This window comes from Micromonospora sp. NPDC048898 (assembly GCF_043198035.1).
In the GTDB taxonomy this organism is placed as follows: domain Bacteria; phylum Actinomycetota; class Actinomycetes; order Mycobacteriales; family Micromonosporaceae; genus Micromonospora.
This window is the reverse complement of the sequence record NZ_JBICUF010000017.1, coordinates 45,146-57,441: the sequence shown is the minus strand read 5'-3', so window position 1 is coordinate 57,441 and position 12,296 is coordinate 45,146. Positions and strand designations below refer to the sequence as shown.

At 73.3% G+C, this 12,296-nt stretch carries 9 protein-coding genes and 1 pseudogene; 6 read left to right on the top strand and 4 right to left on the bottom strand.

The window, feature by feature from the left end; all coding sequences use genetic code 11:
* Positions 1 to 27: 27 nt before the first annotated feature.
* Both ACGFIQ_RS30570 and ACGFIQ_RS30565 read right to left on the bottom strand, forming a co-directional pair.
* A complete protein-coding gene (locus tag ACGFIQ_RS30570) occupies positions 28 to 534 on the bottom strand; it encodes a DUF664 domain-containing protein (RefSeq protein ID WP_393248958.1) in 507 nt (168 codons plus the stop codon).
* A gap of 4 nt (positions 535 to 538) precedes the next feature.
* Complete coding sequence (locus ACGFIQ_RS30565) at positions 539 to 802, bottom strand: aldo/keto reductase (RefSeq protein ID WP_393248957.1); 264 nt, start codon at positions 800 to 802, stop codon at positions 539 to 541.
* A 122-nt stretch (positions 803 to 924) separates the two neighbouring features.
* Between ACGFIQ_RS30565 and ACGFIQ_RS30560 the strand changes: the two genes are divergently transcribed.
* On the top strand, positions 925 to 2,478 hold the full coding sequence (locus ACGFIQ_RS30560; protein ID WP_393248956.1) for an ArnT family glycosyltransferase: 1,554 nt from the start codon (positions 925 to 927) through the stop codon (positions 2,476 to 2,478).
* Between the two features lie 6 nt (positions 2,479 to 2,484).
* Here the strand turns inward: ACGFIQ_RS30560 and ACGFIQ_RS30555 are convergent, their stop codons facing one another.
* Positions 2,485 to 2,967, bottom strand: coding sequence for an RrF2 family transcriptional regulator (locus ACGFIQ_RS30555; RefSeq protein ID WP_393248955.1), 483 nt, complete (start codon positions 2,965 to 2,967; stop codon positions 2,485 to 2,487).
* A gap of 127 nt (positions 2,968 to 3,094) precedes the next feature.
* On the opposite strand from ACGFIQ_RS30555, the gene ACGFIQ_RS30550 reads away from it, so the two are divergent.
* Both ACGFIQ_RS30550 and ACGFIQ_RS30545 read left to right on the top strand, forming a co-directional pair.
* Complete coding sequence (locus tag ACGFIQ_RS30550; protein WP_393248954.1) at positions 3,095 to 3,829, top strand: SDR family oxidoreductase; 735 nt, start codon at positions 3,095 to 3,097, stop codon at positions 3,827 to 3,829.
* A 163-nt stretch (positions 3,830 to 3,992) separates the two neighbouring features.
* Complete coding sequence (locus tag ACGFIQ_RS30545) at positions 3,993 to 6,602, top strand: LuxR C-terminal-related transcriptional regulator (protein WP_393248953.1); 2,610 nt, start codon at positions 3,993 to 3,995, stop codon at positions 6,600 to 6,602.
* Between the two features lie 3 nt (positions 6,603 to 6,605).
* Here ACGFIQ_RS30545 and ACGFIQ_RS30540 read toward each other — a convergent pair whose 3' ends face one another.
* Complete coding sequence (locus tag ACGFIQ_RS30540) at positions 6,606 to 6,809, bottom strand: hypothetical protein (protein WP_393248952.1); 204 nt, start codon at positions 6,807 to 6,809, stop codon at positions 6,606 to 6,608.
* Positions 6,810 to 6,918: 109 nt separating this feature from the next.
* Between ACGFIQ_RS30540 and ACGFIQ_RS30535 the strand changes: the two genes are divergently transcribed.
* The 3 genes and pseudogenes from ACGFIQ_RS30535 to ACGFIQ_RS30525 all read left to right on the top strand — a co-directional run.
* Complete coding sequence (locus ACGFIQ_RS30535) at positions 6,919 to 9,075, top strand: hypothetical protein (RefSeq protein WP_393248951.1); 2,157 nt, start codon at positions 6,919 to 6,921, stop codon at positions 9,073 to 9,075.
* Positions 9,072 to 12,011, top strand: a complete 2,940-nt coding sequence (locus tag ACGFIQ_RS30530; protein ID WP_393248950.1) for an ATP-binding protein — start codon at positions 9,072 to 9,074, stop codon at positions 12,009 to 12,011. The genes ACGFIQ_RS30535 and ACGFIQ_RS30530 overlap by 4 nt, the downstream gene beginning before the upstream one ends.
* 3 nt (positions 12,012 to 12,014) lie before the next feature.
* Positions 12,015 to 12,296 (top strand): annotated as a pseudogene (locus tag ACGFIQ_RS30525) (hypothetical protein); the annotation flags it as partial.

The following is a 12,296-nucleotide window of genomic DNA, read 5'->3' as shown; positions in this document are numbered from 1 at the left end:
CGCCTCGTCGTCACCGTCGAGGCGGCCTCACTCTCCGGTCGGTCCCCCGGCGAGTTCGGCGACCACGTCGAGGTGCCCGAGGTGGCGGGCGTACTCCTGCACCAGGTGGAACAGCACCCGCTCCAGCGACGCCGGGGCCGCGCCTCTCCACCGCGGTCCCGGCGCACCGACCTCCGCCAGGTCGTGCGCCGTCACCACCGCCGTGGTGTGCGCGCCCTGCGCCCGCAACGCCGCCACCAGATCCGCGCGGGTCTCGTCGGGGCCGACGTACCAGCGGTCGTCGCGACGGTCACCCCACGGCTGCGCGACGTCCCGACCCTGGAACCCCCACTCGATCCAGCGCCGCTCGACGTGCCGCAGATGCGTGAGCAACTCCAGCGGGGTCCACCCGGACGGCAGCCGACTGCGCCGCAGCTCCGACTCGGCCAACGCCGACACCCTGGCCACCACGGACTCGCGGAAGTAGTCCAGGTAGCGCAGAAAGACCTCGGTGCGGCTGCCGGCCGGGGCGGTGGGTTCGGGGAAGGCGGTCACGGCGTCATCGGCAGGTCGCGGGCACGCTGGCGCAGACCCGCCCCGCCGTACGGGGCGTGCTGTCGCGCTGGTACTTGCCGGTCAGCCAGCCACCACCCAACGGCGACCACGGCAGGATGCCGATGCCCTCGTTCTCGCAGACCGGCACCGGCTCGAACTCGATGTCGCGGGCCAGCAGGTTGTACTGCGGTTGCAGGGTCACGATCGGGGTGAGGTTGAGGTGCTGGGTGAGCAGGGCGCCGGTGCCGCCCAGAGTGCGATAGCGCATATCGTCCTTTCGGTCCGAGTCCAGAAGCCGATCTTCGCACCCGGCTCGCCCACCTGCACGGGGAGGCCGCCGGAGCCTGCCACGGGCACCCGCGCGGCCGGCTTGCCCGTCATCATGTGCGCATGAGCGAGCCCGCGATCGACACCGATCGGCCGCAGCGTCCAGCCCAGACCGCACCGTCGACGCTGCCACCGGAGCCCGGTGCGCCCACGCGCGGGCCGTGGCTGGTGGCCCTGGCGACGAGTGTGGTCCTGCTGCTGCTCGCCGGCCGTTACGGCTATCACCGCGACGAGTTGTATTTCCTGCTCGCCGGCCGACACCTCGACTGGGGCTACGTCGACCAGGGCCCGCTGGTCCCGGTGCTGGCCCGACTCCTGGACACGATCGCGCCGGGCAACCTGGTGATCCTGCGTACCCCGTCGGCGTTGCTGGCCGGCGGGGCGGTCCTGCTGGTCGCCGCCATCGCCCGCGAGTTGGGCGCCGGTCGGGGCGCCCAGACCTGCGCGGCGGTGCTGGCCGCGCTGTCCGGCATCGTGCTGGCCAGCGGGCACCTGCTCAGCACCACCACCGTCGACCTGCTGGTCTGGCTGGCCGCGGCGTGGTGCGCGGTGCGGTTGTTGCGCTCCGGCGACAGCCGCTGGGCGCTGGGCATCGGGCTGGCGCTCGGCGTGGGCATGCTCAGCAAGGTGCTGCCCGCGCTGCTGGCCGTGGGCCTGATCGCCGGCGTGCTCATCGCCGGGCCCCGTCGGTTGCTGCGCGACAGGTGGGTGCTCACCGCCGCCGGGATCGCCGTGCTGCTGGCCGCACCCAATCTGATCTGGCAGGCGGCGCACGGCTTCCCGCAGCTCGGCGTGGCGGCCTCCATCTCCGACGGTGACAGCTCCTACAGTGGCCGTCTCGACGCGTTCACCCTCCAGTTCGTCATCATCAGCCCGTACGCCGTACCGATCTGGATCGCCGGCTTCGTCGCGCTGCTGCGCCGCCCGGCGTGGCGGGCCTACCGGGCGGTGGGTTGGGCCTGGTTGGTCGTGTTCGGCATCGTGTTGATCGCCGGTGGCAAGGGTTACTACGACGCGCCGCTGCTGCTGGTGCTCACCGCCGCCGGTGCGGTGGTGACGGTCGCGTGGGCGTCGCGCGGGTCGGTCCGGCTGCGTCGGGGGCTGCTCGCGCTCGGCGTGGTGCCGTTGCTGCTGCCCAACATCGTGCTGCTGCTGCCGGTGCTGCCGGCCGAGCGGTTGCCCGGGTTCGTGGTCGACGTCAACTACGACGCCGGTGAGACGATCGGCTGGCCGGCGTTCGCCGACTCGGTGGCCGCCGTCCATCGTGGGCTGGCGCCCGAGGAGCGCTCCCGGGCGGTCATCCTGACCGACAACTACGGCGAGGCCGGCGCCCTGGCCCGCTACGGTCCGACCCGTGAGCTGCCCCGGGCCTACTCGGGGCACAACAGCATGGCCGACTTCGGTCAGCCGCCAGCCAGCGCGGACGTGGTCATCGCGGTCGGCTGGGAGCGTGCCGACCCGCTGACCGCCTGGTTCGACGAGTGCACGCTCGCCGGGCGGGTGGACCAGCGGGTCGGGGTGGAAAACGACGAGAACGACGGCCCGATCCACGTGTGCCGAGGGCTGCGGCGTCCGTGGGCGCAGATCTGGGACAGCGAGGTACGCCACACGGGCTGAGCGTGGTCAGCCCGTGCCGCTTGTCAACCAGGCCTGGATGCCGGCCAGGGCCTCGGGGCCGGAGGTGGCGTCGACGTCGCCGGCGAGGTCGGCGATCGTGACGGCGGCGAGTGCCTGGCGCCACGCCTCCTCGGCTGCCCACATGGCGCGGGCGACCGGGCACGGCGTGGTGCAGGCGTCGGCCGGCGTCGCGAACGGGCCGCGCTGGCGGATCTCGGTACAGACGAAGGTCGGGCCGGGGCCGTCGATGGCCTGGACCACGTCGAGCAGGGTGATGCTCTGCGGTGCGCGGGTCAGCACGTAGCCGCCCGACTTGCCCTGCACGGAGTGGATCAGGCCGGCGCGGGCCAGGGCCTGGAGCTGCTTGGCGAGGTAACTGCCGGAGACGTCGTGCAGTTCCGCCAGCTTGGCCGCCGAAACGGGCGTGTGGCTGGCCGTCAGCACCACGCAGCAGTGCAGGGCCCACTCGACCCCGCCGGACATCTTCATGTTGTCACCCTAGTCACCCCGCTACTCGGACTGATTGTGTCCGAGTATAGTTCTCGGACAAGAGAGGTCCGAGTATTGGCTGAAACCTCAGCGGTCGGACCTCACAGTCACGGGAAGGTGCATGGTTATGAAGATCGCCGTACTGGGCGGGACCGGCCTCATCGGGTCACAGGTCGTCAAGATCTTGCAGGCGGCGGGGCACGACGCGGTGCCCCTCTCGCTCTCCACCGGGGTGGACCTGCTCACCGGGCAGGGCCTGGCCGACGCACTCACCGGTGCCGAGGTCGTCGTCAACCTGACCAACTCGCCGACCTTCGACGACGCCTCCCCCGCCTTCTTCCAGACGACCATGGACAACCTCCTGGACGCAGCCGCCCGCGCGGGTGTCGGTCACGCGGTGGTGCTCTCCATCGTCGGCGTCGACCAGGTGCCCGACCTGGCCTACTACCGCGCCAAGGTCCTCCAGGAGGACATCCTCAAGGCCGGTCCCGTCCCGTACTCGATCGTCCGCGCCACCCAGTTCTTCGAGTTCGTCGAGGCGATCCTGTCCTGGACGGCCGACGACACCACCGTCCGGCTGCCCCGCACCCCCGTACAGCCGATGGCCGCCGCCGACGTGGCGCAGGCCGTCGCCGAGGTCAGCATGGGCGCACCCCTGCGCGGTGTCCGCAACGTCGCCGGACCCGACGTCTTCACCCTCGACGAGCTGGGACGGATCACGCTTGCCGCACGCGGTGACCAGCGCACCGTCACCACCGACGACAGCGCCGGCATGTTCGCCGCCGCACCCGGTGCGGCCCTCATCGCCGCCGACGACGCCGTCATCGCACCCACCGCCTACCGGGAATGGCTCGCACGCTGACCCCGGCTCCGGACCGAACGGCGGGTGATAGCGCCCCGAGACGATCGTCGACTCGGGGCGCCCACCCCGCCGGCACCGCCGCGTCCACCGTCGGCTAATCGCTTGCGTTCTTGGCCGATGTTGGTTTCTGTTCCGGAATGGAGCTGTCTACAGTGCCGATGTCGTGAGCCGGCGGTGGCCGCTCACCGGGCGGGCCGAGGAACTGCGGTACATCGAGGCCGTCAGCCGACGCTCCTCCGGGCCGCGGGGCGTGGTGCTCGCCGGGGCAGCCGGGGTCGGCAAGACGCGGCTCGCGCGGGAGGCGCTCGACATCCTCGCCACCCGCGGCGTGAGCCCCCGCTGGGTCACCGGCACCGCCTCGGCCCAGAGCCTGCCCCTCGGTGCGTTCGCCGGCGTGCTCGGCGACATCGAGCCAGGCCCGACCCGTCTGGTCAGCGCGACAATCACCGCGCTGCTCACCGGCGCACAGGCGGGCGTGGTGGTCGTGGTCGACGACGCACACCTGCTCGACGAGTTGTCCGCGCTTGTCGTGCACGAGCTGGTGATGAGTGCGGCCGCGCCGGTCGTGTTGACCCTGCGCAGCGGCGAGCCGGCGCCGGATGCCGTCACGAGACTCTGGAAGGACGGGCACCTGGAGCGGCTGGAGGTGCAGCCACTCTCCGCGGCCGAGACCACCGGGCTGCTGGAGTCCGTGATCGGCGGGCCGGTGGACAGCGACGCTGTCCGGCGGCTGTGGGCGCTGGCCCGTGGCAACACATTGTTCCTGCGTCAACTCGTCGACGACGAGTTGACGGCCGGGCACCTGGCGGCGACGAACGGCGTGTGGCGCTGGTCGGGGCGGCCGGCGATGTCGGCGGGCCTGACCGACCTGATCCAGGCTCGGATGGGCGCCCTGCCGGAGGGGCTCGTCGACGTCGTCGACGTGCTGGCGCTGAGCGAGCCGCTCGGGGTGCCGGTGCTGGCCGCGCTGACCGACTCGGGTCAGGTCGAGAAGGCGGAGATCCGCGGGCTCGTCGAGCTGCGCCCGGACGGGCGGCGCTGGCAGGCCCGGCTCGCGCACCCGCTGTACGGGGAGGTCCGTCGCGCCGGGATCGGCCAACTGCGAGCCCGGCGGATGCGGGGCGAGATCGCCACGGCACTGGCCGGCACCGGCGGGCGCCGGGCCGATGACACGCTGCGCCGAGCCATGCTGACGGTGGAGTCGGACCTGCCGCCGGACCCCCGTCTGCTCACCCTGGCCGCCCGCGACGCGATCCGGCTGCTGGACATCGCCGCCGCCGAGCGGCTTGCCCGGGCCGCGACCGACTCGGGCGGTGGGACCGAGGCGCGGCAGACCCTGGCGCTGGCCCTGTCGTGGCTCAACCGCGGCGCCGATGCCGAGGTCGAGTTCGCGGCGCTGGCCGAGCGGGCCGGCAGCGTCGAGGAACAGCTCACGATCGCAGTGCCTCGGGTGGCGAACCTGTTCTGGCCCGGGCGTAGCCCAGGGCGGGCCGAGGCGGTGCTGGCCGGGGTCGCGACCGAGACGAACCGGACCAGTCTGCACGTGGTCGCCGTCGCCCAGGCTGTGATCGACGTCTTCCTCGGCCGACCGGCCGAGCCCGGCGTGACGGCCTCGGTGGCGGCGCTTGCCGTACCCGACCTGCCCGACGTCGGCATCCTGCTCGCCTCGTACGGCGTCACCGTCGGCCTCGGGGTGCTCGGCCGGGCCAACGAGATCGGCCCGATCTCGGCTCGGGCATACGCTGCCGCCCCGCACTCCGTCGGCACCGCGGTCGGCGCATTCGGGCTGTGCGACATCCACCTGTCGGCGCTGCACCTCGCCGGTTACCTGGGTGAGATGGACGGCCTCGCCCAGCTGCACTACCGGCGGGCGGCGGACATGCCGGGCCACTCCCGACTGCGCGGCGTCGCGCTGCTCGGCCACGCCGCGCGCTACCAGGGCCGCCTACGGACGGCGATCCGGGACCTGCGCGAGGCGTGGGCCGGGTTCGCGAACGTCGACACCGAGGGGTACGGCTTCCGCACCCTGCTCAGCCTGACCCACGCCCTCGCCATGTCGGGGGACGCGCCGGCGGCCCGGCAGGCGCTCGGGTGGCTGGAGGAGCAGCGGCATCCGAGCTTCGCGTTCTGCGACCCCGAGGTTCTGCTGGCCCACGCGTGGGTGTCGGCCGCGGAGGGTTCGCTCACCGAAGCGGTCCGGCTGGCCCGGGACAGCGCGGCGCTTGCCGCGACCCGGGGGCATCCCGGCTACGAGGTGCTGGCGCTGCATTCGGCGGTGCGGTTCGGCGACCGGACGGTGGCCGCCCGGCTGGCCGAGCTGGCGACCGTGGTCGACGGCCCACGGGCGCCGGCCGCGGCCCAGCACGCCGCCGCGCTGGCCGCGGACGACGGCGACGCCCTGCGCACGGCATCCGTGCGTCTGGAGGAGATGGGTGACCGGCCAGCCGCCGCCGACGCGACGAGCCACGCCGCCGCCGCGTACCGACGCCGGCACCAGGACGTCACCGCCGATACCGCCGCCGCCCGAGCCCACCGGCTGGCCGAGGAGTCCGAGGGTGCCCGCACGCCGGGCCTGACCCTCGCCCGCCCGCTGCCGCTCACCGACCGGGAGCGCGAGATCGTCACGCTCGCGGCCGAGGGCCTGTCCAATCGGGCGATCGCCGACCGGCTCGTCGTCTCGGTGCGCACCATCGAGGGGCACCTCTACCGGGCAAGCGCCAAGCTCGGCACCAGCAACCGCGCCGAGTTCGCAGACCGGCTGCGGGGCGCCTGAGCGTTACGGCCCGGTGGGTGTCCGGCCGAGAATCCCCGCAAGCTTCGCCTCGGCCACCGCCAGCAGCGGGCCGAGCGCCTCCGGCTCCACGCCGAGCCGCTGCGCGATCACGTCGTCGGGCTCGCCCGCGTCGTGCAGCCGCAGCCCGAGCTCGTATGCCGCAGGCAGCTGCCGCAGGGCCTCCGCCCGTCGATCCGCAAAGTCCATACCGCCCATGTTCGTCCCGCCGGCCGTCATCCGCACGAGTAGCACTCCACCCGGACGCGCGGCGATTCGAGTACGCCGCTACTCGTGACTCCCGGCGGTGCCCGGCTCGATGCTGACAGTCATGGTGGACGACTGGCATCGCTACTTCGCCGATGTGGTAGTCAGCGGGGACAGCAACGAGATCGACGTCGCGGCCCGCGCCGCGATCGCCGCCCGGGCGAGCGGCGCGAGCGAGGCGCAGGCGAAGGCGGCCGGCCGGGCCGCGGCGAAGGATTACCGTGCGGGCGGCACCACGCCGCGGGCCACCCGCACGGAGGCGCGAGCACAGGCGTGGACCGGCGCACCGGCCCAGACGAACACGAGGACGCGGACGGCGGCCCGCGACGACTGGCCCGCGCTGTTCGCGCCACGGCTGTTCCAGCCGCCGCAGCGTTGGGGCTGGCAGGCCGCGGACCTGGTCGAGGCCGTACCGTCGGCGCCGCTGGCGACCCTCGGACCCAAGCCGGTGTGGGTCGACCCGCCGCACCCCGACGCGAGTGCGCTCTACGGGCGGCGGGCCGGGGCGATGCGCAAGGTCGTGGTGCGCTCGACCCTCGCGGTCCTGATGTTCCTCGCGTTCGGTGTCTACCAGGTGACGATCGAGAGCACCGTGTCGGGCTACGGCGGCGGCGACGCGATGAAGGTGTACGGCTATGCGCTGCCCGCGGCCGGTCTCCTGCTCGCGCTGTGGGTGCTGGGCGCGCTCTCCGAGGTCCGGCGCACGAACGCGGACCTCGACCGGTTCAAGCAGCCCTACGTGGCTCTGCGTAAGGCCGAGAGGCAACGGCACGACCAGGCGCTGCGGGAGTGGACGGACGCCAAGCGGCGCCACGACGACGCGGCCAAGGCGTCCCGGCAGGCGCGGGAACGGCACAGGAGCGGACCGCAGTGGTACCCGGTGCGCCCCGTGTCGGAACCGGCGAGGGTCGATGTGATCGGCGGCGACCCGGCCCGGTACGGCTGGGCCTGCCTGCTCGTCCTGCTCGGCACGTCGCTGCTGTCCGCCGGGCATCGGTTGGCGGTGCTCGACCTGACCGGGCAGGAGGTGGGCGGCGAGTTGGTCCGGCTGGCGGCCGCCCGCGGGTTGGACACCCGCTGGGCCGTCCTGGACGGTGCGACCGACTTCGACCTGTTCACCGGCCTCAGCACCGACGAGATCGCCGACAGCCTGGCGTACGTCCTCACCGACCGCCCGGACGCGGCCGGCCGCTCCGGCGGCGGCGAGCAACTGCATGAGCGGGTGCTGGCCGTCGAGGTGCTGCGCACGGTGCTCGCGAGCCTGGACCGGCCGGTGACGCTCGCCCGGTTGGCCGCCGGGCTGCGCGTGCTGCGCCGTGGCGCGGAAACCGAGCTGCTGACACCGACGGAGCTTGAGCGACTGGTGGCCAGCATCGGTGACATCGACCAGAACGACTGGACCGGACGGCAGTTGCGGCTGTGGGCCGCGCACCTCGACCTGCTGCACGACGTCGCGCCGAGCGGTGCCCGTCCACTGTGGGCCCGGCACGACGTGTCGGTGCTTGCCACGCCCGGCGGCAAGGACGACCGCAAGGAGCTCATCGATCGGCTGCTGCTCCAGCTGGTACGCCACGCCATCGCGGACAACACCCTGCACGGCCGCCAGCTCGTGGTGATCGGCGCCGACCGGCTCGGCGGCTCCGCCGTGCGGGCGCTGTCCGAGCAGGCCCGGGTGGCGGGCGTACGGCTGGTGCTCTTCCTCGATCAGCCCCAGGACGACCTGGAGAAGATCGTGGGCACCGGCGGCGCGGTGTGCATCATGAAGATGTACAACCACAAGGACGCGAACATCGCCGCCGAGTTCATCGGCAAGGGCTACAAGTTCGTCGTCAACCAGCTCAGCCACTCCGAGGGCCGGACGTTCAGCGACGGCGGCGGCGACAGTTTCTCCGCCACCACGAACGCCGGCACCAACTCGTCCAAGTCCTTCCTGAAGTCCTCAAGCGGGCTCTCCGACTCCCGCGGGCACACCTGGGCCGGCAACCGCTCCTGGTCGACGGCGGAGAACCTCGGCTCCTCGACCACCACCGCCCGGGTGTACGAGTTCATCACCGAGCCACAGGCGATCCTCGGCATGGACACCACCGAGTTCATCCTCGTCGACAGCTCCACCGGCGGCCGGCAGGTCGTCATGGCCAACTGCTACCCGCCGATCTGCTTGTCGGACCGCGTCTCGGGCACGGTGGCGCCGCCCCGGGTCACCCCGTGACCGGCCCGACGCCGTGGTCGGGTATCGAGTTCCGCCAGGTCACCGAGGTCCCCGCCGCCGAGCGCCGCGAGCAACCACCGCAGGACGGTCAGCGGCCGGTGGCACCGGACGACGCGGACGGCGCGGTGCTGGCCGCACTCGGCGGCGCCCACTCGACACTGCTCGCGGCCGGCGGTCCGGCTCCGGCACTGCTGGCGGCGTGGGCCCGTGACGAGACCGGCCAGGTGCGCTTCCTGCTCGGCGGCCGGCCTCGCCTGCCGCTTGTCGTGGAGCCCGCCGAGCCGGGCGGACGGCCCCCGGAACTGCTGTTCCCGCCCGGCGCACGCGCGTTCCCGCTGCCCGCCGGCACCGAGTCCGTGCTGCTGGACTTCCCGCACTGGGAGCTGTCCGCCGGGCGGCCGGACGCGCTGTGGGCACCCGCGTCGTCGAAGTCGGTGCCCGGCCAACGCCGCCGCGGGTCGTTCCAGCAGCACGTGGCGCACCTGCGCGAGCCGTTCGCCTGGGTGGTGATTGCCGAGCCGCTGCGCCCAGCGGAGGTTCAGCCCCACCTGGACCGGCTGGTGAGCGAGATCCTGCCGCTGTCGCGCGGCGAGGTCGGCGAGGCGAAGCGGGTCGAGCTGGAACGCAAGCAGGCCCGGCACCGCGAGCTGTCCCGCTCCCAGAACGGCCACGTCTGGCGGATCCGGGTGCTGGTCGGAGCGGGGACCCGGGCGACGGCGCAGCGTACGGCGGGCGTGCTGTGTGCGGCCGCGGACCTGGCCGACCAGCCGTACACGATGTCCCCGGCCGGCCCGGCCGAGCACCCGGGCGACGGGCGCGCCGCGTTCGTGGCGAGCACCGACCTGTTGGTCGCGTTGACCCGACCGCCACGGCGCGAGGTCAGCGGAATCCGGGTGACCGAGCCGCACCGGTTCGACGTGACGCCGGAGCGGCCGCCGACCGGCCCCGCCGCGGGTTCACTGCTGCTGGGCCACGTGCTCGACACGGCGTACGCGCGGGTCGGCGGCCTTGAGGTCAGCACCGAGTCGCTGAACCGGCACACCTTCGTCTGCGGCGCGACCGGCAGCGGCAAATCCTGGACCGTCCGACACCTGCTCACCGAGGTGACCCGGCTGGGACTGCCGTGGCTCGTGATCGAGCCGGCCAAGGCCGAGTACCGGCGCATGGCGAGCCGGCTGCGCTCCCTGGGCGGCGACCACGATGTCGTGGTGATCCGCCCCGGTGACCCCGCGGTGCCGCCGGCCGGGTTCAACCCGCTCGTGCCGGCGGCCGTCCACACCGCCGCGGGCACACCACGCCGCTTCCCGTTGCAGACCCACCTGGACCTCATGCGCGCCCTGTTCCTCACGGCGTTCGAACCGCACGAGCCCTTCCCCCAGATCCTCTCCGCCGCGCTGACTCGCTCCTACGCGGATCTCGGCTGGGACCTCGTGGTCGGCACGCCCACCCGTGACGGCGCGCGGCCACGTTATCCCACACTCGCCGACCTGCAGCGGGTCGCGACGGAGGTCGTCGCGGGCCTCGGCTACGGCAGGGAGATGGCGGCCGACGTGCACGGCTTCATCACCACCCGGCTGTCGAGCCTGCGCCTGGGCACCACCGGCCGCTTCTTCCAGGGCGGTCATCCGCTGGACTTCGAGCGGCTGTTGCGCAGCCGGGTCGTGTTCGAGATCGAGGACGTCGGCGACGACGCGGACAAGGCATTCCTCATGGGCGCGCTGCTCATCCAGCTCACCGAGCACCTTCGGCTGCTGCGCGGCGACAACACGGCCAACGAGTTGCAGCACCTCACGGTCATCGAGGAGGCGCACCGCCTGCTGCGCCGGCCCGAGGGCGACAAGGCGGGCGTGGCGGCCAAGGGCGTGGAGATGTTCGCGGCGCTGCTCGCCGAGGTCCGCGCGTACGGCGAGGCGCTGGTCGTGGTCGAGCAGATCCCGAGCAAACTCATTCCGGACGTCATCAAGAACACCGCGGTGAAGGTCGTGCACCGCCTGCCGGCCGAGGACGACCGCCGCAGCGTCGGCGCGACGATGAATCTCGACCGGGACCAGACGCGGTCGGTGGTGTCGCTCAACAGCGGTGAGAGCGCGGTGTTCACCGACGGCATGGACCGCCCGGTGCTGGTGGCGATCCCCGACGGCCGTGCCGCCGAATCGGCGCGCGGCGCGGTCGCGCCGGTGGACGGTCTGATCGGCCGCCGCGGTGTCACCTGCGGGCGGCACTGTGTGAACCGGGCGTGCACGCTCGGCGAGATGGCCGCCGCCCGGCGACTGCTCGCGCAGTGGCCGGTGCTCACACTGCTCACCGAGTTGACCGTGTTCGCGCATCTGGCGAACCAGCTCAACCCGACGCTGACCCCGGGTGAGCGCCGCCTCCTCGCCGACCTCGACCCTCGACTGCTCGACTGCGCGCTCGCCCACGCCGTCGACGACGCGGTCGCCGTACGGTCCGGGCAGCTCCAGCCGGACACCGCCGCCGATGACCTGGCCCACCACTGCGTCTCGGTGCTGCGCGACTCGGTGGCCCACGACGGCCCCAACCACTGCCCCGACGACGACTGGGGCTTCATCGGGATGCCCTACCGCTGGGCGCCCGTCAAGCAGGAGCTGGACTGGTCGAAGGCCGGGGAGGACCGCCACCCGGACTCGGCGGTCTGGGAGCACCGCTTCGGGCGCTCGATTCCCGGCGACCACTGCTACCACCAGTTGCAGGCCGTGGCGGCCTGGGTCGCGCAGGACGACCGGGAGCAGAGGACCCGTGACGCGGTGACGTTCGGGACGCTGCGCCCGTCGGCGATCGAGGCGGTCATCGGGGGCATCGTCGCCGACGGTGAGACCTGGGACGACCGCGCCGCCGCGGCGCTGGGCCGGTTCACCGACGCCGACTGGACGCTGCTGCATCTCGTGCCCCGGGACCGCCAGCCAGAGGAGGAATGATCGATGCCGACCGACACTCCGCGACCGCCGGACGTCCCGCAGCCGCCGCCCGCGCAGCAGCGGCCCGACCCGGCCGGACAGGCCCGCTGGCGCGACAGCAACGAGGCCACCATGATCCGACGCCCGGAGAAGGCACCGGACACCCACCAGGGCCGCCCCGACGCGGGCCGCCCCGACGCGGGCCGAGCCGACGCGGGCCGAGCCGACGCGGGCCGAGCCGACGCGGGCCGAGCCGACGCGGGCCGAGCCGACGCGGGCCGAGCCGACGCGGGCCGAGCCGACGCG

Excerpts from the sequence above, each read along its gene's own strand:
- ACGFIQ_RS30540 (WP_393248952.1), bottom strand. The coding sequence starts at position 6,809 with ATGGACTTTGCGGATCGACGGGCGGAGGCCCTGCGGCAGCTGCCTGCG.
- ACGFIQ_RS30550 (WP_393248954.1), top strand. The coding sequence starts at position 3,095 with ATGAAGATCGCCGTACTGGGCGGGACCGGCCTCATCGGGTCACAGGTC.
- ACGFIQ_RS30535 (WP_393248951.1), top strand. The coding sequence starts at position 6,919 with ATGCTGACAGTCATGGTGGACGACTGGCATCGCTACTTCGCCGATGTG.
- ACGFIQ_RS30555 (WP_393248955.1), bottom strand. The coding sequence starts at position 2,967 with ATGAAGATGTCCGGCGGGGTCGAGTGGGCCCTGCACTGCTGCGTGGTG.
- ACGFIQ_RS30560 (WP_393248956.1), top strand. The coding sequence starts at position 925 with ATGAGCGAGCCCGCGATCGACACCGATCGGCCGCAGCGTCCAGCCCAG.
- ACGFIQ_RS30565 (WP_393248957.1), bottom strand. The coding sequence starts at position 802 with ATGCGCTATCGCACTCTGGGCGGCACCGGCGCCCTGCTCACCCAGCAC.